The sequence below is a fragment of the Methanoregula sp. genome (assembly GCF_049686655.1).
Lineage (GTDB): Archaea > Halobacteriota > Methanomicrobia > Methanomicrobiales > Methanospirillaceae > Methanoregula.
On record NZ_JBAVIG010000067.1, the window covers coordinates 39,202 to 63,621 of the forward strand.

The 24,420-nt window shown below is 57.6% G+C and carries 19 protein-coding genes; 11 read left to right on the forward strand and 8 right to left on the reverse strand.

Annotated features, from left to right (window positions below; translation table 11 throughout):
* Positions 1-9 precede the first annotated feature (9 nt).
* Complete coding sequence (locus WBL42_RS09660) at positions 10-2,112, forward strand: CHASE4 domain-containing protein (RefSeq protein ID WP_424721063.1); 2,103 nt, start codon at positions 10-12, stop codon at positions 2,110-2,112.
* Positions 2,113-2,130: 18 nt separating this feature from the next.
* Here WBL42_RS09660 and ligD (WBL42_RS09665) read toward each other — a convergent pair whose 3' ends face one another.
* From ligD (WBL42_RS09665) to ligD (WBL42_RS09675), 3 genes are all read right to left on the reverse strand, one after another.
* Positions 2,131-3,570 (reverse strand): non-homologous end-joining DNA ligase, encoded by a 1,440-nt coding sequence (gene ligD, locus WBL42_RS09665; protein ID WP_424721064.1) that lies wholly within the window; start codon positions 3,568-3,570, stop codon positions 2,131-2,133.
* 2 nt (positions 3,571-3,572) lie between these two features.
* Positions 3,573-4,511: a Ku protein gene (locus WBL42_RS09670; RefSeq protein ID WP_424721065.1), complete on the reverse strand. Its 939-nt coding sequence runs from the start codon at positions 4,509-4,511 to the stop codon at positions 3,573-3,575.
* 82 nt (positions 4,512-4,593) lie between these two features.
* Complete coding sequence (ligD, locus tag WBL42_RS09675) at positions 4,594-5,481, reverse strand: non-homologous end-joining DNA ligase (protein ID WP_424721066.1); 888 nt, start codon at positions 5,479-5,481, stop codon at positions 4,594-4,596.
* A gap of 221 nt (positions 5,482-5,702) precedes the next feature.
* On the opposite strand from ligD (WBL42_RS09675), the gene WBL42_RS09680 reads away from it, so the two are divergent.
* Together WBL42_RS09680 and nikR are read left to right on the forward strand one after the other, a co-directional pair.
* Positions 5,703-6,905, forward strand: coding sequence for a pyridoxal phosphate-dependent aminotransferase (locus tag WBL42_RS09680; RefSeq protein WP_424721067.1), 1,203 nt, complete (start codon positions 5,703-5,705; stop codon positions 6,903-6,905).
* A 150-nt stretch (positions 6,906-7,055) separates the two neighbouring features.
* Positions 7,056-7,478: a nickel-responsive transcriptional regulator NikR gene (gene nikR, locus WBL42_RS09685; protein ID WP_424721145.1), complete on the forward strand. Its 423-nt coding sequence runs from the start codon at positions 7,056-7,058 to the stop codon at positions 7,476-7,478.
* A 244-nt stretch (positions 7,479-7,722) separates the two neighbouring features.
* Here nikR and WBL42_RS09690 read toward each other — a convergent pair whose 3' ends face one another.
* Both WBL42_RS09690 and WBL42_RS09695 read right to left on the reverse strand, forming a co-directional pair.
* On the reverse strand, positions 7,723-8,667 hold the full coding sequence (locus WBL42_RS09690; RefSeq protein WP_424721068.1) for an ABC transporter substrate-binding protein: 945 nt from the start codon (positions 8,665-8,667) through the stop codon (positions 7,723-7,725).
* A 3-nt stretch (positions 8,668-8,670) separates the two neighbouring features.
* Complete coding sequence (locus WBL42_RS09695; RefSeq protein ID WP_424721069.1) at positions 8,671-9,159, reverse strand: helix-turn-helix domain-containing protein; 489 nt, start codon at positions 9,157-9,159, stop codon at positions 8,671-8,673.
* Between the two features lie 103 nt (positions 9,160-9,262).
* Between WBL42_RS09695 and WBL42_RS09700 the strand changes: the two genes are divergently transcribed.
* The 5 genes from WBL42_RS09700 to comE are packed head-to-tail and all read left to right on the forward strand — an operon-like array spanning position 9,263 to position 13,803.
* On the forward strand, positions 9,263-10,066 hold the full coding sequence (locus WBL42_RS09700; RefSeq protein WP_424721070.1) for an ATP-binding cassette domain-containing protein: 804 nt from the start codon (positions 9,263-9,265) through the stop codon (positions 10,064-10,066).
* Positions 10,063-10,770, forward strand: a complete 708-nt coding sequence (locus WBL42_RS09705) for a GTP-binding protein (protein WP_424721071.1) — start codon at positions 10,063-10,065, stop codon at positions 10,768-10,770. Before WBL42_RS09700 ends, WBL42_RS09705 begins: the two co-directional genes overlap by 4 nt.
* 2 nt (positions 10,771-10,772) lie before the next feature.
* On the forward strand, positions 10,773-11,393 hold the full coding sequence (locus WBL42_RS09710; protein WP_424721072.1) for a (Fe-S)-binding protein: 621 nt from the start codon (positions 10,773-10,775) through the stop codon (positions 11,391-11,393).
* 9 nt (positions 11,394-11,402) lie between these two features.
* On the forward strand, positions 11,403-12,677 hold the full coding sequence (locus WBL42_RS09715; protein ID WP_424721073.1) for a cysteate synthase: 1,275 nt from the start codon (positions 11,403-11,405) through the stop codon (positions 12,675-12,677).
* Positions 12,670-13,803 carry a sulfopyruvate decarboxylase subunit beta gene (gene comE, locus WBL42_RS09720; RefSeq protein ID WP_424721074.1) on the forward strand — a complete coding sequence of 378 codons (1,134 nt, stop codon included), beginning with the start codon at positions 12,670-12,672 and terminating at the stop codon, positions 13,801-13,803. Before WBL42_RS09715 ends, comE begins: the two co-directional genes overlap by 8 nt.
* 287 nt (positions 13,804-14,090) lie before the next feature.
* Here the strand turns inward: comE and WBL42_RS09725 are convergent, their stop codons facing one another.
* Both WBL42_RS09725 and WBL42_RS09730 read right to left on the reverse strand, forming a co-directional pair.
* The gene (locus tag WBL42_RS09725; RefSeq protein ID WP_424721075.1) at positions 14,091-16,925 is read right to left on the reverse strand and encodes a PAS domain S-box protein; all 2,835 of its coding nucleotides are present in this window, start codon (positions 16,923-16,925) and stop codon (positions 14,091-14,093) included.
* Between the two features lie 109 nt (positions 16,926-17,034).
* Positions 17,035-17,346 carry a hypothetical protein gene (locus WBL42_RS09730; RefSeq protein WP_424721076.1) on the reverse strand — a complete coding sequence of 104 codons (312 nt, stop codon included), beginning with the start codon at positions 17,344-17,346 and terminating at the stop codon, positions 17,035-17,037.
* An 892-nt stretch (positions 17,347-18,238) separates the two neighbouring features.
* Here WBL42_RS09730 and WBL42_RS09735 point away from each other — a divergent pair.
* A complete protein-coding gene (locus WBL42_RS09735) occupies positions 18,239-18,607 on the forward strand; it encodes a hypothetical protein (protein ID WP_424721077.1) in 369 nt (122 codons plus the stop codon).
* Between the two features lie 18 nt (positions 18,608-18,625).
* Here the strand turns inward: WBL42_RS09735 and WBL42_RS09740 are convergent, their stop codons facing one another.
* Positions 18,626-19,330, reverse strand: coding sequence for a PAS domain S-box protein (locus tag WBL42_RS09740; protein ID WP_424721078.1), 705 nt, complete (start codon positions 19,328-19,330; stop codon positions 18,626-18,628).
* A gap of 546 nt (positions 19,331-19,876) precedes the next feature.
* On the opposite strand from WBL42_RS09740, the gene kdpA reads away from it, so the two are divergent.
* Both kdpA and kdpB read left to right on the forward strand, forming a co-directional pair.
* Positions 19,877-22,312: a potassium-transporting ATPase subunit KdpA gene (gene kdpA, locus WBL42_RS09745; RefSeq protein ID WP_424721079.1), complete on the forward strand. Its 2,436-nt coding sequence runs from the start codon at positions 19,877-19,879 to the stop codon at positions 22,310-22,312.
* On the forward strand, positions 22,305-24,410 hold the full coding sequence (gene kdpB, locus WBL42_RS09750) for a potassium-transporting ATPase subunit KdpB (protein ID WP_424721080.1): 2,106 nt from the start codon (positions 22,305-22,307) through the stop codon (positions 24,408-24,410). Before kdpA ends, kdpB begins: the two co-directional genes overlap by 8 nt.
* Positions 24,411-24,420: the final 10 nt, after the last annotated feature.

Genomic DNA, 24,420 nt, shown 5'->3' on the forward strand with positions numbered 1-24,420 from the left:
AGTTCCGTTATGGACCTCCGCCTTAAGACGCTTGTATTCTTCACCGGGCTCACCATCGTCATCAGTATCATCGTCATGGGGTTGTCAGCCTCAATATTTCTCGACAATTACAGTACCCTTGAAACCCGCACCATCCATGACTATAGTCTGGTCATTGAGAAAAATATCGGCAATGAACAGAACAACCTGGAGATGACCGTTGCCGACTGGGGGGCATGGGATGATACCTACCGGTTCGTTTCATTGGGAGATCCTGATTTTATCAGGAATAATTTTATGCCGGAGACTTTTGAGAACCTGCACCTGAATTTTATCATAATAACCAACAGCTCCGGCGGGATCGTCTACCAGCAGGGATTTGGTTTTGCCAATAACACGTTTACCCCGGCGCGCCCTGATCTCGTAGCAGAAGTGTCACGCAACACATCCCCCCTCCACGCTGCGCTGACAACGGGCAGGCTATCCGGGATCCTCAACCTCCCCGGCGGTGCGGTACTGCTCGCAACCTATCCCGTTCTCCGCAGCGACTACTCCGGCCCTCAGGCAGGCATGGTGATCATGGGCCGGTATATCGATGACACCGAGAAGAAACGGCTCGCCGTAGTAGAAAACTCGGAAATCTTCGTGGTACCGGTCGGGCAGTCGTCGCTTTCACCTGCCCTGCTGGAAGATCTCACCGGTTCCGGCGGTTCACAGACAGTGATCCGTTACCCCGGCAGTGACATTATTGAAGAAGATATCCTGGTCCGGGACATTTCCGGAAACAATTCTATGGTCCTGGAACACCAGATGTCACGGACCATCTACCAGCAGGGACGAAATACCGTGCTCAGTTTTATCTTTATCCTGCTTGGGATTGTCCTCATTTTAGGTATCTTCCTGATCTGGCTGCTTGATGTGCTGGTGCTCAGGCGGCTGAGCAGGATCAATAAGGAAATTGAAGGGATGAACGTGCAGGGCGGCGGTGCCGTCCGGATAACGGACAGCGGGAATGACGAGATATCCCGTCTCGTGGATGCGCTCAACCGGATGTTCGACCAGAAGGAGCTAAGCCAGGCAGAACTCATTGAGAGCGAGAAGCGGTTCCGGGAGTGCACTGAACAGCTGCCCGTGATCTTCGTTGAGCTGGATCCCGGGGGGAGGCCGACCTATGCCAATAATGCAGCCCAGACCCTCCTTGGCATTTCCCGAAAAGGAGACGGAGAGACCCTGACATTCTTCGACAGAATCGCACCCGGGGATCGGGAGCGGGCACGGCAGGATCTTACCCGGCCGCTGCAGGACGGGCAGAGCCTGAGCGGTATCGAATATACGCTGCTCCGGCCCGATGGCGGCAGGTTCCATGCAATCCTCTCTTTCACACCTATCATCTACCAGGGTACACGTATCGGTACCCGGATCACCGCAGGAGATATCAGCGACCGCAAACAGATGGAAGATGCGCTGTTGCTGATAAATAAAAAGATGAATCTCCTGAACCAGATCACGCGCCACGACGTCCGTAACCAGCTGACTGCCCTCACAGGATTCCTAGAACTGAGCCTGGAAAATACCAGGGACCCGGAAGTACTCCGGTACCTGGGTATCCAGCTGCGTGCGGCCATGACGATAGAACACCAGATTACCTTTACCCGGGATTACCAGGATATCGGTGTCAAGGTCCCGCAATGGCAGAACGTCAGGGAGACGATCCTCACTGCAATATCAGCCTTCGACCCCTCGCTGATCACCTTATCGGGCGATCTGGGAAATATCGAAGTGTATGCCGACGGCCTGTTCGAAAAAGTATTCTACAACCTGGTGGATAATGCGACCCGGTATGGTGAAAATGTCACATGCATCCGGTTCACCCGGGAGATGACACCGGAGGGACTGGTCATCACCTGTGAAGATGACGGCGTGGGAATCCCCGAAGAGAAAAAAGAGGGTATCTTTACCAGGACATTTTATTCCAATACGGGCTTTGGCCTCTTCCTGTCACGTGAGATCCTCGCGATCACCGGGCTCTCGATACGGGAGACCGGCCGCTTCGGGCAGGGTGCACGGTTTGAGATCATTGTTCCTGAGGGGAAGTACCGCCTGAGGGATGACGGGAAAAACCCGGTGGCATGACCGGCTGCCGTCTCTCCTTCAGGCTCCCGCCCGGAACACCAGCCACTCGTTCTTTCCCGCCCGTTTGAACTTCACGAGTACGTACTGCCCGTGAAGCCTGCGGCCATGGAGTGTCACTTCAATCTTTTCGGGGTCCCAGTGCTTCGTTTCGTACGTGCCGCTGTCCCAGATGGTGACCGTGCCGGCCCCGTACTCGCCCTTTGGGATCTCGCCCTCGAACGTACCGTACTCGAGCGGGTGGTCCTCGACGGCGACCGCGAGGTGCTTCTCCCCCGCAGCCTCCGGGACGCCCTTTGGCACCGCCCAGCTCTTCAGCACCCCGTCCCGCTCCAGCCGCAGGTCATAGTGCAGTTTGTGGGAGTGGTGCTCCTGGATGACAAAACTGTTGCCGCTCATATCCGGCGCTCCTGCCGGTTCGGTTGTGACCATAAAATTCCGTTTCTCATGATAGTTCCTCAACTCTGGTTTTACTCGAGCCCCGTGCCCCCCGCCCGCCGGCCTGGCACCTGCCTGCGCCGCAGGACGCGGGTGTACCTCCGCGAGCTGATCTGTGGTGCAGGCAGCCGCCGGCTTGTCAGTGCGGAGCCGGAGGAACCGGGGGATCCGTAGTTTCCGGTCCCGGGTCACTTCCTGGTACGCCACCTCGCAGACAAGGACCGGCTCCAGCCAGATCACCGTCCCGCGTATGCCCGCGAGTTGCGGGACAGCGGTCACCAGCGGGGCGAACCGCTCCATCAGGTCCGCGAGCAGCCTGTCTGAGAAGCCGGTCCCTACCTTGCCGGCCGGCACGAGATGCCCCAGCTCGTACAGCCCGAGCAGCAGGGCACCGAAGGCCGGCCCGCGGCCGCCCTGTCCCGGCGTGTAGCCCGCGATCACGCAGTCGCAGCTCTGCTGCGCCTTGATCTTCAGCCATGACCCGCTCCGGAGACCGGGCTCGTACCGGCTGTCCTTCCTTTTCGCCATGATGCCTTCAAGGCCCTGTGCCACAGCGGCCCGGTAATAGTCCTCACCCTGCTCCCGGATCGGTACCGAGAGTACCACGTGCGGGCCTTCCCGCACCGCCGCTTCCAGCTGCTCCCGCCGCTCGGTGAGCGGGAGGCCGGTCAGGTCCTTCCCGTCACGTTCGAGGATATCGAAGACTATGTAGGTAACCGGCACCGTGCCGGTGCCGGGCATACCGGCCTGCAGCCGGGGCAGGAGCGCCTGCATGTCGGGCTTCCCGCCGTTCATCACCACGATCTCGCCGTCGAGCACCGTGCCGGGCGCGAGCCTGAGGAGCTCTGCGAGTTCCGGGAACCGGCCGGCCAGTTCGGTGTCGTTCCGGCTCCGGAGCGAGAGCGTGTCGTCGACGGCCGCGATCGCCCGCACGCCATCCCACTTGATCTCGAAGAGCCAGTCGCTGCCGCTGAACGGGGCGGGTGCGGATTTCGCGAGCATCGGGAGACGGCGGGAGGACATGCCTACTTCCGGGCGAGCGTGGCGATGGTCTCCTGCAGGGCCTGCATCAGCTCCTTTGCCTCCTCGGGCCGGGGCTCGGCGTACACGATCTTCTCGCCTGCCAGTTTCCGGTCGATCAGGGCAAGGACCGCATCCCGGTAATGGTCGGGGTAATCGGTGATGGAGAAATCCCCGGACAGGTCCGTGATGATCCGTTTTGCGAGCGCGAGCTCGGCCTCCTTTGGCTCCGGGAGGGCGGGCATGGCCGGGAACGCGTGCGGCATCGTCACCTCGTCGGCATGCCGGAGGGTGGTCAGGACGAGGGCGCCGTCGTACACGTGCACCACCACCGGGTACTCCCGTGTCCGGAGCGTGATCGTCCCGGCAGCGGCCCGGCCGAGTTCCTGCAGGGCAGTGACGAGCAGGCTGTACGCTTCCTCGCTCCGGTCGGGAATAAGGAGGTACGAGGTCTCGAAAAAGACTGGATCGAGGGAGAGGTAGTACACGAACTTATCGATCCGTATCTTCCGGTCGGCCCCCGGCATCACTGCCCTGAGTTCTTCGGGCTCAAAGACCAGGAACTCCCCTTTCCGCACCTCGTATCCCTTCACGGTATCCGCCCACGGGACCACACGGCCGTCCCGGGAACAGACCCGGTCATACTTCAGGGGCTGGCCGTCCGCCCGGTGGAGCAGCCGGAACGAGAAGGACCGGTCCGTGACCATCGTGTGGAGCCGGACCGGCACGTTGACAAGGCCGATCGTGATGCTCCCGCTCCAGAACGGCCTGCCGGCCCTGCCGTTCGGTTCGTTGTCGCCGGGCGACTCCGCTTTCCCGGCCCTCCCGGCTGTTCTTTCCTTCCCGGCACGCTTTCCTGCCGGGGGAACCGGTCGTTCCGGCTTTGCAGCGGCGGTCCCGGCAGGGCCGGCCGGCAGACCGGATGGCCCGGATTTCGCGATCATTCCCGTGGTACGGGCAGCTCCCGGCCTGCGCGATGCACCTGACCGTGGGGGTCCGTGCGGGCCGGGCGGTTCGGGTTTCGGTTCAGATCTTCTGCCGGGTGTCAAGAATGCCCCTCCATGGTTCCTCAGCTCTCGAAAGCACCGTCTTTATATTAAAATCTTCGGGACGTACCCCGTGCCGGAGTTCCTCCCACCGGACCGGGGAGGAGACCGTGGCCCCCGGAGTGGCCCGGAGGCTGTACGGTGCAATCATCGTCCTGCCGTGGGCATTCTGGAGATAGTCGATGAAGACTGTCCCGGGGTCACGGGACCGGGGGAATTCCGAGACTACACGAGGGCTGCTGCGGGCGATCTTTTTCCCAATCCCATGGGCAAACTCCCGGATCTCGCCGAAGCGGTAGCCGGGGACGAGCGGGACCACGATGTGGACGCCCTTCTTCCCGGATGTCTTGACATACGACCGGAGCCCGGCGGCCTCCAGCTCCTCCCGCACTACCATGGCTACATCGATCACGTCATCGAAAGTGAGCGGAGGTTCGGGGTCTATATCGAAGAGGAGGAGGTCGGGAGACTCGTAGGAGCCGGTTGTCGAGAGGGTGGTGTGGATCTCGAGGGAGGCGAGGTTCGCGATCCAGATGAGCGTATCGAGGTTATTGCAGAGGACAAAGTGGACGTCCCGGTCCGCGGTCTCCGAGTACCGGGTGAAGATCTCCACGTACTCAGGAGTACCGGCGGGCGCGTCCTTTTCGAAGAAACCCCCTCCGTCCACCCCGTCCGGGAACCGGTGCATGGTGAGCGGTCGGCTATGGAGAAACGGGAGGAGGATCGGGGCCACCCGGATATAGTACGCGAGCACATCCGCCTTAGTGATCTGTGCCGCCGGGTACAACACTTTGCCGAGCCGGGTGAGGCGGACACGGGTAAGCGCACCGATCCCCGTCTCCCCCGTGCTGCCCGGACCTCCTGCCATCGGGAGTAGTTGCCGGTGCCCGCCAAAAAGGGTTTCGCCCCGGTCCCCCATGTCCCCAAAACCGGTTGATCGGGACACCGGGAACCGGCAATCCTCTCGTCTGGACTTTTACCGGTGTCGTGGTCCGGGACACCCGTGAGCTATTTGATACCGGGGCCTGGAACTCCTACGCCACTCGCCATCCGCCACCCTTTTTTCCCAAAAGCGCCAACATTCTCAACATGAAGCAGATCGGGCACGGTTCATCATCCCCACGAACAGACCCTACGACCCCCCCGTTTTTCTCCGCCCACACCTCCCGGGCCGACTCCTTCACCGAATCCGTCATCCGCGAGATGACCCGGCTTGCCCTGAAACACGATGCGATCAACCTTGCGCAGGGCTTCCCTGACTTCCCCTGTCCGCCCGAGCTGAAGGCCGCTGCCTGCGAGGCGATAAACGCGGACATCAACCAGTACGCGATCACGTGGGGGGCAAAGGACCTCCGCGAAGCGCTGGCAGCGAGGGTGCAGAAGTTCAACGGCATGCTGTTCGATCCAGAAACGGAGTGCACCGTCACCTGCGGCTCGACCGAAGCGATGATGGCCTCGATGCTTGCCCTCATCAGCCCGGGTGACGAAGTGGTCGTACCGGAGCCCTTCTACGAGAACTACGGCCCGGATGCGCAGATCTCAGGGGCCGCCCCGCGCTTCGTCCCGCTTAAGGATGATTTCTCTCTTGACGAGGAAGCGTGGAAAGAGGCGTTCTCTAAAAAGACCCGGGCAGTGATCCTCAACTCGCCGAACAACCCGACCGGCAAGGTCTTCTCGGGAGCGGAACTCACGTTCATCGCTGACCTCTGCATTGAGCACGACGCAGTCGCGATCACGGACGAGATCTACGAGCACATCGTGTACGACGGGCACCGGCATGTCTCGCTCGGCACGCTGCCGGGTATGGAGGACCGGACGATCACGATCGGGAGTTTCTCAAAAACCTACAGCGTCACCGGGTGGCGGGTCGGCTACGCCCTCGCGGATGCCCGCCTCACCTCCCGGATCCGGAAGATCCACGACTTCCTCACGGTCGGTGCCCCGGCCCCCCTCCAGCGGGCCTGCGTTGCTGCCCTGCAGTTGCCGGAACCGTATTATAAGGATCTGGCGGCGGACTATGATCGCAAGCGCCGGATCCTCTTCGACGGGCTGAAAAAGGCAGGGTTTGCGTGCGAACTCCCGCAGGGGGCATATTACATCTTCACGGACATCAGCTCGTTCGGCATGACAGACACCGTGTTTGCCCGTCACCTTATTGAGACCGCCGGCGTTGCCGCGGTCCCCGGCAGTTCCTTCTACCATTCGGGTGGGGAGACGAAACTACGGTTCACCTTCTCCAAGAAGGACGAGACGCTGGCAGAAGCGTGCCGGCGGCTTGAACAACTCGGTTAATTCTCTCGCATCCCGTTGTCCTGCATCACCGGGGTGCAGGACCCATGGCACGATCCGGGCAGAACTGCAGAGAATATTACCAAGTAATACTTTGTCAGCTTTTTTTCAAAATGTTTTAAAACGATCAGGTACGATAGTCTGATCGAAGGTATTACCATGGACGACGACCTCTCCCGGATTGGCATCTCGCTGCCGAAAAACCTGCTCGACCGGTTCGACGAAATCCTGAACTACCGGGGTTACTCCTCCCGGTCGGAAGGCATACGGGACGCAATCCGCACGTATATCACTTACTACAAGTGGATGTCCGACGTCAAGGGCGAGCGGGAAGGCGTCATCACTATGGTCTACGATCACGACCAGCGCAACCTCCTGACCAACATCACGGATATCGAGCACGAGTTCAATGCGATCATCAAGGCCTCCCTCCACTCCCATGTCACCCACGACCGGTGCCTCGAAGTGATCCTGGTCCACGGAGACGGTACCAACCTCAAGTCGCTCGCCGAGCGGCTGATGTCCCAGAAGGGAGTCGAGTCGGTGAAGCTGACCACGATCCAGCTCGAGGATTAAATCCCTTTTTTCCGTTTTAACATTCAGCCCGGGTGAAATCCTTGTGGATAGTAACGCTCCCGGGATTTCACCCTGCCACTGTGGCAACCCCGGATGCGATAACTCCCGACAGGTAATTCCCTCAAAACATCGCAATGCACAGGGAACGTGAGCTGGGGCAGGCACTGTCCTCCCTGTCTTAAATTACAATCTCCAAAACAAGGATTTCCCAGAGGCCTGAAAATTCCGGAAAAGAGATACGTCTCTATCCGCTGATCCCCGCATTATAATGGTGCGGTCCCGGGTGAACAGCCGCGATCAGCGACCGGTCGAAGATCTCTTCCTCGTTAATTGGCCTGGAGATATACCCGAGCGCCTCCAGGGTGTGGACAAACTTCATCGTTGACCTGACGTACTCCATGGGCAGTGCGGCGCAGTACTTCGGGGAGATCCGGTACGTCTCCATAACGAAGTCAGGGTCCACCATGCCGGTCGTTTTTGCCACGACACCCGCCGCGGTCGCGGGGTCGTGCCGGATCATCTCGCAGGCCGCCTCGTGGGCAGTAAGGAACCGGGTGAGCAGGTCTTTCTTTTGCATCATCGCCCTTGTGACAATGATGCCGTAGCTCGGGTTGAACGGCCAGAGCTCGTCGGCCGGGATTGCGAGCCGTGCGCTCCCGTACCTGCGTGCGGTCACCGCAAGAGCCGGCGTCCCGGCAGCGGCAGCGATCTCCCCCGACTGGAGGGCATCGGACAGGAAATCCGCCCAGGGATAGTTCTTCACGGTGATGTCGCTGATCCCGTGCTCCCGCAGGAGCTCGTTCACGATCACATCGTGGATGGATCCCCGGGGTGGGGTGCCGATCGCTTTGCCGGAGAACTGGGAGAGGAACGCCTTCATGTCTCCCGATTCCCCCAGCGTCCGGGTTCCCGGTCCCGCGATCATGATCGTCCCTTCCACATGTCCGCCGGCAATGCAGGCAAGGGAGAGGCCCTTATCGATACCGATGATTACCGGGGGAAGTCCGATGTACCCGAGGTCGAGGTCTCCGCGCTGCATGGCGCTGATGATATCCGGTCCCGAGGGGAAGAGTCTCCACGTCGCCGTGAGGCCCTCCCGGTCCAGCAGGTCGGTTCCCCGGAGCAGGAATGCAGTATGGTACATTGTGGAAAGGTGGCCGATCCTGATCGATGAGGGTTCCTGTGCCATAATTCATCCGATCTTCTTTGCAACACTGGTAATAGCTTCGCTGACTACGGAGAGTTCCGGGCGGAGCATCGCAACCGGGATATCGACGATCTTCTCTACGATGGACGCAAGGATCGGGGCGCAAACGATCGCGGATGCCCCGTCCTTTTCCGCCCGGGCTGCGGCAATGATGCACTCGTCCAGCGAGTTGGCGGAATACCCCCGTATAAGGAACTTCTTCCCGTTCACCTCGGTCTCCCGCATCTCCAGGGATTCGAGCAGGAACCTGGCAGCAATCAGCGCAATGAACTTCTCGTGCCCGGGTTCGAGCACCGAAACGATCTTCCTGACGGTCGAAAGCCGCGGGTCCCGTTCTCCCACCGTGACCTTGTAGAGGGTCGAAACCGGGATGCCGGTCAGTTCTGCCAGCTCTTTTACCGACAGGTTCTTCCGCTCCAGTTCCTCGTTCAGCGCCGTGGTGAAATCCGTCTCGAAAATCCTCTTTGAGAGCATATTATCCTTTATGTATCACTTTAAAGATTATAATTGTTACTATGAGGATAATTTTTTTGGCAAATTGGAAAGTTATATGTGCACATATACAGGTATCCTAAGTATGCGCAGCGAACAGTTCAGGGAACTCACCGTACTTCCCGGCACCAACCGGTGCGGGGAGAAGGAGGGGTTCGACCGGATCACCCTCTGCCCCGGTGATACCCTCTCGATCGTCGGTTCTACCGGGTCGGGCAAATCAGCCTTTGTCAATGATATTGAGGTGCTTGCCCAGGGAGATACAATCACCGGCCGATCCATCCTGATCAATGGCCACCCACCGTCGGACGAGATGGTCCGGGACCCGGCAAAGAAACCCATCGCCCTCATTACCCAGAACACCCGCGTCATCGCCGACCTCACGGTCCAGCGTTTCCTCGCCCTGCACATAAAGGCCCGGGACACGGACGCGCTCGAACTGATTGCCAGGACTGTTACGCTTGCAAACGAATTTACCGGGGAGAAAATCGCCGAGTCCATGCGGATGACCTCGCTTTCCGGGGGGCAGACCCGCTCGCTCCTCATCGCTGACGCCATCCTGATCGGGCAGACCCCCATCCTCCTCCTCGACGAAGTGGAGAACGCCGGCATCTTCAAGGAGAAGGTGATCCGGTGCCTGAAACACTACCACAAGGCGGTCATCTTCGTCACCCATGACCCGCTCCTCGCCATGATCACCGACCGGCGGATCATTATGAAGAACGGTGCAGTTACTGACGTCATAGTACCCGACGGTGCCGAGAGGGAGATGGTATCGCATATCTCCGGTATCGATGCATTCCTCATAGAACTCCGGGAGAGGATCCGGGCCGGCGACCTGATCAAAAGCGATCAGCTGCCCCGGAAAAACCCGTTTGCACCGGCATGAAGCTCGTCATTGTTGCCGGCCCCCCGAGTGCCGGGAAGACCGCAGTTATACGGCAAATAATCCGTGAGTTCCGGAAGACACAGAACCCGGCCTTCCTCAAGATCGATGTGGTCAGGGCGTTTGAGGACGAAGAGCTCCGCGAGGAGTTCAGCATCCCGACCCGCAAGGTATACTCGGGCGATCTCTGCCCGGACCACATGGGCATCATGATCATGCGGGATGCGATCCGGTGGGCTGAAGGGCTCGGTGCCGGTATCCTCATTATTGAGAGTGCCGGCCTCTGCCTCCGCTGCACGCCCTACACCACCCAGTCATTTGGTATCGCGGTCCTCTCTGCGGTCTCCGGGAGTAACGCACCGCTCAAGATGGCTCCCATGATCGCGCTCGCTGATGCAGCGGTCGTCACGAAGACAGATCTTGTCTCGCAGGCCGAGAAGGAGGTGTTCCGGGAATGCATACGGATGGTCACGCAGAATATCGATATCATCGAGACCAATGCGATCCAGGGTACCGGGATGCGCTACCTGATGCAGGCAATTACAAAACACCCTGATATCGCCGACGCTGATACGATCACCCTCCGCGGGACACCGCCGCTCGGGGTCTGCACCATCTGCGTGGGTAAGAAGGAGATCGGGTGGCAGCACCACTTTGGCGTCATCCGCCCGCTCGACGAGGCGGACAACATCTACCGGGGCGACTGATCATGGCGTGGGTTCCCCCGGGCAGGGACTGCGGCGCCTGCGGATCGGCCCGTTGCGGGGAGTTCGAGGCGCGGATCGCTGCCGGTGAAAAGGCCCCTGCAGACTGCCCGTTCTATTCCCTGGAAAAAACCGGGTCCGCAGCCAGGACGGCATATTCCGGCAGCGACGTGCTGGGAAACCGGTATGATTTCGTACTAACCGCATTTCCCGGCGAGCCCTCGGCCCGCAAGTTCATAGTCCCTTTCCGGGCAGACCTCGTCGAGCGCTGGGACATCCGGCCCGGCGAGATCGTCATGGGCCGCCCTGCAGGCCCCGGGTGCCCGGTCTACCATGCCCTTGACGTGATCTCCGCAAACCCTGTAACGGGTGTGCTCGAATGCCACACGGTCGGCCCGCTTGCAGCACGGAACGGGCAGGTGAAGGTCCACGATGTTCAGGCCTACCATGTCCATGCGTTCGAAGGCATCGCCCATGTGATACAAAAGCCGCCGGTTCTCGGGACCCGGCAGCGGTTCCTGCCGGGCTACTGCATGATGGACCTGTCGCACACTGCAGTCGTGAATATGGTGCTGAAAAAGCAGACAGGTTTACATGTCAGGCTTGAAGATATCAGGATACAGTGAGATGGTGGCTTGATACCCAAGTACCAGCTCCGGTGCGTTGGCGGAGATGAGATCGCAGAGGATATCTCCCTCCTCTCCTGCCCGCATGGCCACGACAGCCTGCTCCGGACAGAGTACTGCAGCCGGAAACTCTGCCTGGCTCCCCACCCGGGGATATACCGGTACCTTGAGTGGCTCCCGGTCACCGCCCCTCTCCTCCCCTCCGGCGGGCCGGTAACGTTTACCTGCGATGAACTTTCCCGCGAGCTCGGGCTCACCCGGCTCTCGGTCTCGTTTTCCGGTTATTTTCCCGAGCGGGGAGCAAAACTCTCCACCGGTTCCTTCAAGGAACTCGAGGCATCACCCACCATGCAGCGGCTGCAGGAGCTGGGCGGGAAGATCCCTGTCATCGCATCGGCCGGCAATACCGGCAGGGCCTTTGCCGAACTATCAGCGAGATGTAAAAGGCCGGTCGTCATCGTGATCCCGGAGAAGGCTGTCCCCCGGCTCTGGACCACGGAGCCGGCACATGATATCTTCCTTGTCGCCGTGAAGGGAGATTACCTGGATGCAATCGTTCTCAGCAACGCCCTTGCCGCAGTGCCCGGGTGTGTCCCGGAAGGCGGGGCAAAGAACGTAGCCCGGCGGGACGGTATGGGCACGGTGATGCTCGATGCCGCCGTGACCACCGGCCGGATCCCCGATCACTATTTCCAGGCCGTGGGGAGCGGTACGGGTGCGATCGCCGCGTGGGAAGCTGCGATGCGCCTCATCCGCGATGGCTCGTACGGGGACCGGCTGCCCCGGCTCCACCTGGCCCAGAACGAACCGTTCACACCGATGGTGTCCGCATGGGCTGCACACCGGCGCGAGATCGTTCCCGCGGAGGATATGCCTGATGCGGTTGAGAGCATCGGGAAGGTCATGTCCGACGTACTGACGAACCGGAGCCCGCCCTATGGTATCCGCGGCGGCCTCTTTGACGCACTGGAGGCAACCGGAGGAATCATGTACGGTATCTCTAACGCATGCGGGGCGGACGCAGAGAAGCTGATCCGGGATACCGTCGGGATCGATCCCGACCCCGCCGCCGCGATCGCCACCGCGGCGCTCGTCCAGGCAGTAGAAAAGGATATCATCGGGGCAGGCGATCATATTCTCCTGAACCTGACGGGTGGGGGATACGAGCGGATACGTGAGGACTTCACCCTCCACCCGGTCAGCCCCTCCGCGGTTATCCGCCCGGATGAGCCGCGGGATGCCGTCATGGCACAACTAATGGAATGGACCAGGCACCATGGATGAGAACCAGATCATCGACGAACTGAAGTTGCAGGGGATCGACCTTGTCTGCGCCATCCCCTGCGACCGGGCAAAAGGGCTCTTCTTCAGGCTTCCGGAGGAGTTCCGGCATATCGGACTGACCCGGGAGGAAGACGGGGTAGGTATATCGGCCGGGGCGTACCTTGCCGGGGCACGGCCGCTGGTCGCGCTCCAGAGCTCGGGCCTCGGGAACATGCTCAATGCGATCCTGTCGCTCACGACTACGTTCGGCCTCCCGCTCCCGATCCTCGCCAGCTGGAGGGGCGGGACGAACGAGGCGATCCCGGCCCAGATCCCCTTCAACCGCCCGCTCCCCAGGATCCTCGCTGCGGCCGGGATTCCCTGCACGATAATCTCCGACCGGAACCGGACAACGGAGATCGGCGATGCCGTTGCCGCTGCATATAAGAAACGGACCCCGCATGTGATCCTGGTCCGGCCCGGGTGCCTTGATGAGACCGGGTGTTCACCGGACTCCCCTGCCACCGGCACAACCGTATGCCGCCCGGTTACGTTCACCTATACGCGGGAGTGGAAAACACCCATAATGACACGGTTCGATGCGATCAAGACGATCGCTGCCCGGACCACCGGTGAAGTCCTGGTCTCGAACATCGGTGTACCCTCCAAAGAGCTCTATGCAGCAAAAGACCGGCGGGAGAACTTCTACATGCTCGGGAGCTATACGCAGGCATCGGCGATTGGCCTCGGGATCGCCAGCGTCCGGCCGGAGAGGCGGGTGATCGTGATTGACGGTGACGGAAGCCTCCTCGGTTCATCGATCCTGCCGGTGATCGGTGCAGCCGCGCCAAAAAACCTCACGATCGTCGGGCTCGACAACGGGGTCTTTGGCAGTACCGGCAACCAGCCCCGCCCGGGCTGCGATACGGCCGACCTTGCCCTCATGGCAAGGGCCGCAGGATTTGACAAGACAAGCACAGTCCACGAACCGGGAGAACTCAGCAGCGCACTGCAGGACGCTGACGGGGACGGCCCGGCGTTCATCCATGTGCGGATCCTGCCCGGGAACAGCCCGGTGCCAAACATTCCCTTAAGCCCGGAGCAGATCCGCGACCGGTTCGCGACCGCACTCAGGAATGGGTCTTAAAAAACGGTTTTTTAAAGATACACTATTGACCTTGTGAAATTTTTGGTAAAAATACATTGAAAATTCCTGGCAGGAATATTTTCCATTTTTTGCCTTGGAGAAATCCTTGTGCTGGAACAAATAGTGTTGGATTATATTTTTGAGAGGAGGGGACAGTGCCTGTCCCCCTTCATTACCCCTGAGCATTGCGATGCTGCAGGAACTACCCGTTAAGCGGTTGCCACAACGGCTGAGGTGAAACACCTGATAGCGTTCCTCTTCGTAATGATTTCTACAGAGCACATTTTTCAATCTTTTGGAAACCGCCAGGTACCATTCGGGATCCGTATCTCGAACCTGGCCCCCTTCCCGAAAATCCCGTTCTCTTCAATGGATATTCCGGTAATTGCCAGAATTTCTGCTGTCAGGAAAAGGCCCATGCCTGTATTCTTTCCCACACCCCGTTTGAAGATCTCTCTTTTTTGCCCGGCTTCAACCCCGACCCCATTGTCCTCGAAAACCAGCGAGAAACCGGTATCGGAGATGGTGGGATAGATCGATATGGTCGTGAGCGTTTCTCCATACCTGATTGCATTATCCACAAGATTGTAAAACACTTTTTCCAGCAAAGGATCCGCATAGATCTCCATCTTTTCGAAGTCTGAAGAAAAGGTGATACCGGATTTTTCGAAATTCTGCAGTACTTTTTTGATAACGTCGTTGACATTCTGCCATTGAGCCAGGTGAACGCCGACTTCCTGGTATTCCCGGGTAAACGCGATATGGCGCTGGATTACCCGGGTCAGATCCCTTATATCATTGAGCAGCTGGTCCTTCAATTCAGGTCTGGTTGTGGCTTTTGCCATGTCCACGCATCCGAGTAACCCGGTGATCGTGTTGAGGATATCATGCCGGGTGATCTGGTTCATCAGGTTCAGCTTCTTATTGGCGATCTCAATTGCATCTTCAATCCGCTTTCCCTCGGTGACATCTCGCAGGATCCCGTAAATCCCGATCGGTTTTCCCGAGAGGTCGAGCCGGAGAAAACTTTTCTCCTCACACCAGTACACATTACCCCATTTATCCAGGATCCTGAACCGGAAAACGAACTGGGCACCTTTTTCCAGTTCCGTGGACATCTTGCTTTCCAGCTGCCGGATATCCGCCGGATGGACAAGAACATGCAGCGATTTCCCTATCACTTCTTCTTCAAGGTACCCATATTTATTGACCTGCGGAGAGGCATAGGTTATAATCCCGTCCATATCCGTAGAAAAGAGGATGTCCGGGGTATTCTCCGTGAGTGCCCGGTATTTTTCCTCGCTCTCCTTGAGTGCATCTTCGACCAGTTTCTGCTCGGTGATATCCGTGATCGTGCCGACCCACCCGTTAAGCCTGCCCTCATTATCAATGAGTGGGACGGTCTGGCTGAACAACCAGTACAGAGTTCCGTCAGGGTAGATGTACCGGGCCTCAAGCCGGATCGTTCTTCGTTTCCTGATGGATTCTCCAATATCCCTAAGCACGCGATCCCGGTCTGCCTGCGGGAGGAAATCTGCCCAGTATGTCCCCCGGATCGTCTCAAACGGGATGCCGGTAATCCTGGTGAAGGTCTCGTTGATAAATATGACCTGCCCGGAGGAGTCCAGCCGGAACACACCCACCGGAGATGCCTGCAGGATACCGGTGAGCAGTTCGGTGTTCTCGGTAAGAGCCACTTCAAGTTTTACCCGGTCGGTGATATCGAGGACTATGCCGCGGAACCCGGTCATTATGCCGTCCCGGTGGATGGGTCCCGTATATACGATGGCGCACATCTGCGTCCCGTCCAGCCTCTTCAGATGATAAATCTCTCCTGAAGACGGTGTACCTGACATGACGCGCTCCAGTCCTTTGCGCATGCGTTCAAAATCTTCGGGGATCAGGTATTCGCGGACATTTACTCCTTTCCGGATCATCTCGTCATCGATACCGAATATATCCAGCCCGGCGCGGTTGACAAACGAGAGTCCTCCCTGTAAATCTATTTCAAAGATAGTCTGGGGGAGGAGTTCTGCAAGGTCACGGAACCGCTTCTCGTTCTCCCGGAGTGATTCCTCCAGCAGTTTGCGCCGGGTGATATCCCGTGAGATGCAGACAATACCGGTACGTTCACCGTTTGCATTTCTTATCACCGACCCGGAAAAACTGATGGGGATTATTGTTCCCCCTTTTGAACGGTACGCAGTTTCGAGATCGGTGACAGGCTCGGTGCCGGCGATTGTCGACAGGATGGCATCACATTCCCGGGGATCGGAAAAAATGGCAGAAAAGGGCCGGCCGATGAGGTCCTTATCATGGCACCGTAAGATCTTCAGCGTTGCCTCATTTACCGAAATGATCGTGCGACTGTTATCGAGCAGGATCAGCGAGTCGGTCATGGTTGAGACAATGTTATCTGCTGCCATTGCAGGATTTATGACAAAAAGTTCGTGTTTCTGGATCGCGTACCCGATCATACCTGAGAAAAACAGGAAAAAAATGGTCTCTGATTCCGGGATCATGATCTTAAACGCAGGAAATATCACCTGGCTCATGAAACCGGCGATTATGACAACGCTGAAACCGGTAAGAATAAATTTTGTCTGGTTCTTCTCCCGTATCCCGGGGGCCAGGAAATAATAACGGATGCAGATGAGCACAGATACCACGAGTATCCCGAACACCCACACCAGTTCGACAAGAAACGGAAGGGGGTATGGCGAATAGCCGTACGTGTACCCCCAGTATTTCAATACCGGCGTGGTGATGATCTGGTTTGTGGTCAGTTCAATGATGCTGAAGAATGCAGCAGGGGCATAGACGAGAACATAGATCCATCTTCCCCTGCGGAGCAGATCGGATTTTGTGAATAACAGGATAAAATGAAGGCCGGCTGCAGGCAAAAAAACCCAGAGGAAGGTCAGCTTCATCCATACGTATGCGGAAGAGATGGTGTCTGCGTCACGAAGCATGGATTCCATGAACGTCCAGTAAAAGGCCAGCATGCAGATTAATAAAAAGACCTGGTTGAGTGGTATTTTCCGGTTTGTGGAGTATACAAAGATCCCCAGGGCTAATACGAGGATTGACGATATGAGTGATAGGAACGCAAAAATTTGCACAAAGGATCTCCTGTTCAGCCACTCCAGCTGTTCCCTTACCCGTACGAGTAATTCCCGGATGCTGAGAAGTCATCCGGCCGATACAGGGGAGCATCGCCTCCAACGTTCACTATGGTGCCCGCAGGAGGTGCGAATTCACCGGTGTCAGCACGATGTTCGTACCGGCCACGTTCGTAATTGAAACACCGGTCGTCCTGAAACCAGTTACCTTTGTCATGCCGGATATAGTAGGTGCAGCACCGCGAATAGCACTGGCAGTACCGACGTGCAGCAGATGATCTGCAATGAACAGGTAAAAAAGATGGTTCAGCTGGGTGATTCGTACAATCCTCCTCGGGGAATTATCCGGGGTTCCGGTAAACAAGACATCCGGCACCACTGCAGTGATCGGCTGGATGGTAATGGAAAGGAGCCACGACATTCCCGGTAGTATGATCGAGGATTATCTCTTTATGACTAAATATAAATCTGACTGGATTTTACAAATTTTGTTTCATTATTTTTGTTTTGTTTTTTTCTCTTTGTCCCTCAACCTACGAATATGTCCCGCACCTGCTACAATTTTTTAATAATCCGGACAGGTTCGTATTTGCGATGGGGTATCCGGATCATCGTGAAACATATGACCTGTCGTTATAGGGAAAAACGAAATAAGGAAAAACGAAAAAAACGCACGTACGGAAAAACCGGTATCACCGGTTACCTGATACCCCCGGGGGATGTGGACAAGTCCTCCGGGGGTACACCCTGATTTTCTGCATGAGGCGATTTATCGGGTATAGAGTTCTGGCGTACCGGACCAGGATGGGTGCGTGGGTCTGCAGGGTGTGCGTGGGACGTGAGTTTAATGGCGACGTGGTTATTGACACATACCAAACGCTGATCCGGGGTGGTGCATCTTCGGTTTCAGCCGTTCCTGTAGTGCGACGGTTGCATGCAGTCCGGGGCAACAATACTGCCCGGCGCTCCTGACACCGCTGAACAGGTCCCTTTGCTTCTCCCGTGTTACTCCGGGATAAGCACAGATCGATCCATCCGGGGATCCGGAGCGGATAGTTTTGTCAGCTGTGATCGTCTGGTCTGCGTTCATGTATCTCACCATGTTCACTATTGTGAACTATTACTTATGTTGGAACCCCTCTTATAAATAGGCTGATGATTCGACCATTTTTGCCGCAATCTTCCGGAACCGGGAGGTCCGATATGGTCATCCATGATCCAAGAGGAGATCCCGCGAAGGAGTCCGGTGGACAGGCTGAACATTCCCGCCGGTATCGAAAGCTTAAACATATCAGAATCATTCACTCACCAGTATGCGAGCCGGGATCCCCGTCGTCCTGATCATCACGGTCACACTGCTGGCAGCAGGCTGTATCCAGTTACCCGGCGTGCACATCCTCCGGAACGGACCGGACCCGGTGATAGGTCAGTGGGTTGGCGGCGAACTGCCGGCTTCCGACCTGCACGTGATATTATATGAAAACCAGACCTTCTTCAGCCGGAGTTTTTACCTGGGTCAGGGTGACCGGGTTACGAATGGGACCTGGTCACGGCCAGACAACGGACTGATCATTCTGCGGGAGAGTTCGGGCAATACCACCAGCTGGATGTACGATCCCAGCGATGATTCCATCTACATGACCGGCCTGCCCCAGAGAAAATACTACAGGTTCAAAGGATGACGGTCTCCTCCGGCTGCCTCAGGAATTTCTCATAACAATCTGTACCGCCGCGCCTGTATCCCAGGATATTCTGCCAAGAAACATATCGACGGTCACATCGCGTCCATCCATCCTTATGAGCCGGACTTTATCAAGGTTCATCCGTGCACCGAGGGCAGCCTGCGCAACCCGCTGACGGAATAGTTCCTGAAACCCCGGATCGATCATACTGATGATATCGCTGCCTGTCAGGTTTTCTCCGTGATCTCCTCCGAGCAACCGGATGCCGGCAGGATTTATGAACGCGATTCCTCCCTCCTCCCGGTATACAACGATCCCTTCAGGCAACCACTCAATGAGAGCGCGGTACCGCTCTTCGCTTGCGACAAGCACCTCGACATTCGATACGTAATCCTTGATGAAAAATGAGGCGATAATCAATACCAGCGCGAAGAAGACCCGGTCGATCAGCGCATACTCTACCGATATATCACGCGGGGAGAGGAAAAGACTCGCAGTCATAAGGAGAACAAACACGCCGGTTAACACCAGGGGTGCATATTTCCAGCTGAGGTACACGGTCAGGAACAGGGGGATGAGATACAGGATCCAGATCATCACCCCGAGAGGAGTGCCGATGTCGATGGCAAATATGAGTACCGTTGCAATTGTGATATATGCGACAATACGGAGGAAATCGTCCTCGCGCTTGACCGGCCATGTCAGCTTTCCCGTGTCCGCCATACAAGATCCTGTCAGCTGGTTGTATAAAAAACTGGTGAACACGTACAGGATCGTGTTTACGGCCTGAAATACGGTTATATAACGATAGAAATAGCGATAGAATGACTGGCGCAAAGAAAAGATACCGGCACGGGCAGGCCGACGATACAAATGGATTACGGGACTCCCATCCTTATTGAAGGAAGCGTCATACCCGGCGGACGATGGCAGGAAGATCGTGAGGAGCGGGTATCATCCTCAACATATTCCTGCAGGGTTCTGATAATGCAGCGGTGATTATTTGGTATTTCAATTCGGACAAAATAATTATCCCGGGCAGTCCATGAGGCTGCTATAACTTTCCGCGCGATCAAAAATTTTTATATGTAATATATTGGAAGGATTGTTCCACCTTTACGCATCTTTCGTCGTAGTTCTTCCATTTGACAAGACCCTTTGCACCACAGAAGGGTCAATGGACATATATACTTAAAATCAGCACGCTGGTATCGTGAGTGCCCCGTACTCAAAGATCCGGGGAGTTATCTCCAGCAAGGCGGTCACGCTATGACCACAGGCACCATTAAGTCGATGATCAGAAAGCAGATCAAACCGGCAATCGTTATTTTTTTGCTCCTCACGCTTGTCACGGGGATCGTATATCCCCTGTTTGTCACCGGTATCGCGCAAGTGATCTTCCCTGTTCAGGCAAACGGGAACCTGCTCGAACATAACGGCAAGGTTGCAGGCTCGGTACTGATAGGTCAGCCATTCGATTCCCCGGATTACTTCTGGGGCCGTCTTTCTGCAACCTCCCCGGTGCCCTACAACGCTGATGCATCGTCCGGCTCGAACCTCGGGCCGAATAATCCTGCACTCATCGATACCGTCAAAGCCCGTGTCGATGCCCTGCACGCCGCGGATCCCGGGAATACCCAGGAGATCCCCGTGGACCTGGTTACGGCATCCGGCAGTGGCCTCGATCCTGATATATCTGTCGCTTCTGCCGAGTACCAGGTCCCCCGTATAGCCCGGGAACGGAACCTGAGCGAACAGGATGTCCACGCACTGGTTGCAGAGCAGATCGAGCCCCGCCAGTTCGGGCTCTTCGGCGAGCCCCGGGTCAACGTCCTCTCCCTGAACCTTGCGCTCGATGACCTCAGTGCAGGTCGCATCACGGTCTCACCCGAGCCCCTGTCATGGTCTGCCCAGCTCCAGATGTATTTCCAGACTCCCGTATTTGGTATGAGGATGTCGGACTGGCTCCAGCTGATCCTCTTTGTCATCGTTATTGCCCTCTGCGTTGTCCCGCTCGGGGGGTGGATGGCAAAGGTTTACACCGGTAAGCCCAATTTCATGACGCCGGCTACTGACTTTGTTGAACAGAAATTCCTTGCCCTGGGAGGTGTGAACGGGACCGAGGAGATGGACTGGAAGGAGTTTGCCATTGCCCTCATGGTCTTTACTGTACCTTGCGTCCTTGTTGTATTCCTCCTTCAGCTTTCCCAGCAGTTCCTGCCGCTCAATCCTGCCGGGCTCGGCCCGGTGCCATGGGACCTTTCCTTAAACACCGCAGTCAGTTTTGCCACCAACACCAACTGGCAGGCCTATGTACCAGAAGTCACGGTCAGTTATTTCACCCAGATGGTCGGGCTTGCGGTCCAGAATTTCATGTCTGCAGCAAAAGGCATGGCCGTGCTGATAGCACTCATCCTTGCATTCTCCCGGCGTTCGGGCACCACCATCGGTAACTTCTGGGTCCTCCTCATCCGGAGCGTCATGATCCTGCTGCCCATCTGCCTTGCAATTGCACTTGTGCTGGTCTGGCAGGGTGTCCCCCAGACATTCAGCGGCCCGGTCACGGTCCCGCTCCTCGATCCGGTGAATGACAGCAACGGGAATGCAGTCACTACGCAAACGCTCCCGCTCGGGCCGGTGGCGTCCCAGATCGCAATCAAGCAGCTGGGCACAAACGGGGGCGGCTTCTACAATGCCAATTCCGCCCACCCGTTCGAGAACCCCACGCCGTTCTCCAACTTCCTCGAGACTCTGGCTATCCTCTTCATCCCCACAGCACTTTGTTATACGTTCGGGAAGATGATCGGCTCGGGGCGCAAGGGGATCGCCCTGCTGATGGCGATGACCCTCATCTTCCTGCCGCTTGCCGGTATAGCGATCTATTCGGAGCTGGGTGGCAACCCGGCATTCAATGTACTGGGCATCGACCAGGACCCCGGGCATGCACAGCCGGGAGGAAATATGGAGGGCAAGGAAGTCCGGTTCGGGATCGTCCCGTCGGCATTCTTCTCCGTGGTGACAACAGTCACTTCCTGTGGCGCAGTCGATTCAATGCATGATTCGTACATGCCGCTTGGCGGGTTAGTCCAGATGTTCGACATCCAGCTCGGGGAAGTGGTCTATGGCGGCGTCGGGTCAGGACTTTACGGCATGCTCGTCTTTGCGATCATCGCCATGTTCATTGCCGGCCTGATGGTAGGCAGGACCCCGGAACTCTACGGCAAGAAGATCGAACAGAACGAGATGAAAATCTCCACCATCATCATCCTGGTCCCGATCTTCCTGATCCTCACCTTCACGGCCCTTGCAGTAATGACCGGTGCGGGCCAGGCCGGGGCGTTCAACCCGGGACCACACGGGTTCTCTGAGATCCTGTACGCATTCACCTCAACGTCCCAGAACAATGGCAGCGCCTTTGCCGGGATCAATGCCGACAGTCTCTTCTATAATCTCACGGGGGCATTTGCAATGTTCGTAGGACGATACCTCGTGATCATCCTCACCCTTGCCTTGGCCGGTTCGCTCGTTGTAAAGAAGATCGTCCCGACCAGCGAAGGTACCCTGCGGGACCACCGCCCGCTCTTCATCATCTGGCTGGTGTTTGTCATCCTCATTATCGGAGGGCTTAGTTTCCTGCCTGCCCTCTCGCTTGGGCCTGTCGCTGAATACATGAGCATGGTCGCAGGAGGGATGATACATGTCTGACCATGGAAAGGCAAAAAATGCCTATGATACCCCGGGGCTCTACCGGCGGGCAGTCATCGATGCATTCATCAAACTTGATCCCCGCAGCCTGATCCGGAACCCGGTAATGTTCACGGTGGAGGCCGGAAGCGTTATCACGACCCTGCTCTGGCTCCAGGCTCTCACCGGCACAGGGGAAGCCCCTGCCGGGTTCATCGGCGCAGTCTCGGCATGGCTCTGGTTCACCGTGCTGTTCGCAAACTTTGCCGAGGCCCTTGCCGAGGGCAGGGGAAAAGCACAGGCAGACGCACTGCGCAAAATGCGGCAGGACACCTCGGCAAAAAAACTGCATCCTGGCCATGTGATCACCAAAGGCAAAGAGCCGTCATCCCTCGATTATATCGAAGTCTCGTCCTCCACCCTCATCAAGTCCGATCTCTTCTATGTCCGGGCAGGGGATACGATCCCGGTCGACGGGGAGATCGTCGAGGGGATTGCCTCAGTCAATGAGAGTGCCATCACCGGGGAGAGCGCACCGGTCATCCGCGAGTCCGGAGGGGACCGGAGTGCTGTCACCGGGGGGACTGCCCTCCTTTCCGACTGGCTCGTGGTCAGGGTCAGTGCGAACCCGGGCGAGGGATTCCTCGATCACATGATCAGCCTCATCGAAGGGGCAAAACGGCAGAAGACCCCTAACGAGATCGCCCTCAACATCCTCCTCATCGGCCTGACCGCGGTCTTCATGCTCGTCTCCGCCACCCTCTATGCATTCTCGAAATACAGTGTCGAGACTGCCGGCGCGGGTACGACCGTGACGATTACGGTCCTTATTGCCCTCTTCGTCTGCCTCGCCCCGACTACCATTGGCGGGCTGCTCAGCGCAATCGGTATCGCCGGCATGGATCGCCTGATCCAGCGCAACGTGATCACGACCTCCGGCCGGGCCATCGAAGCCGCCGGGGACGTGGATGTCCTCCTGCTCGACAAGACCGGGACGATCACGCTGGGTAACCGCCAGGCCGTGGAACTGATCCCGGTTGATGGCACCGACATGATGGATCTGGCCGAGACTGCACAGCTCGCCTCCCTGGCAGACGAGACCCCGGAAGGCCGGAGCATTGTCGTGCTCGTCAAGGAAAAATACAATCTCCGCGGCCGGTCGGTCGTCTCCGCCGACGCCGGGACCGATACCAAATTCATCCCATTCACGAGCCAGACAAGGATGAGCGGGGTGGACCAGGGAGAACTCCACGTCCGCAAAGGTGCGGCAGATGCAGTGTTTGCCCACATCCGGAAATGCGGCAAATACGGTGTGTCTGATCAGCTCACACAGGTCGTGGACAGCATCGCACGAGCTGGCGGCACCCCCCTCGTCGTTACGAAAAACGGGAAAGCTCTTGGGGTCATTCACTTGAAAGACATTGTCAAGGGAGGCATCAAGGAGAGGTTTGCCCAGCTTCGGAAGATGGGTATCAAGACTGTCATGATCACCGGGGACAACCGTCTCACGGCAGCCACTATTGCAGCGGAGGCCGGGGTAGACGATTTCCTCGCGGAGGCAACACCGGAGAGCAAGCTCAAACTCATACGGGAGTACCAGACCGGCGGGCGGATGGTCGCAATGACCGGAGACGGGACAAACGATGCCCCCGCCCTTGCGCAGGCAGATGTCGCTGTGGCGATGAATACCGGCACCCAGCCGGCCCGGGAAGCGGCAAACATGATCGATCTCGATTCCAATCCTACGAAACTGATCGAGATCGTGGAGATCGGAAAGCAGCTCCTGATGACCCGGGGGGCATTGACCACCTTCTCCATTGCAAACGATATAGCAAAATATTTCGCTATCATCCCGGTCGCGTTCGCCTCGACCTATCCTTCCCTTGCCAGTCTCAATGTGCTCGGTCTGCACAACGGTATCCTCTCGGCAGTGATCTTCAACGCCATTATCATCGTCCTCCTCATCCCGCTCGCCCTGCATGGCGTGAAATACAAGGCAATGTCAGCAGAAGAGGCGCTGCGCAACAATATTCTCATCTACGGAGTCGGAGGGCTTATTGCCCCGTTCATCGGAATAAAGATCATCGATATGCTGCTGATGCTGCTCGGAGTACATTGATATGCTGCTG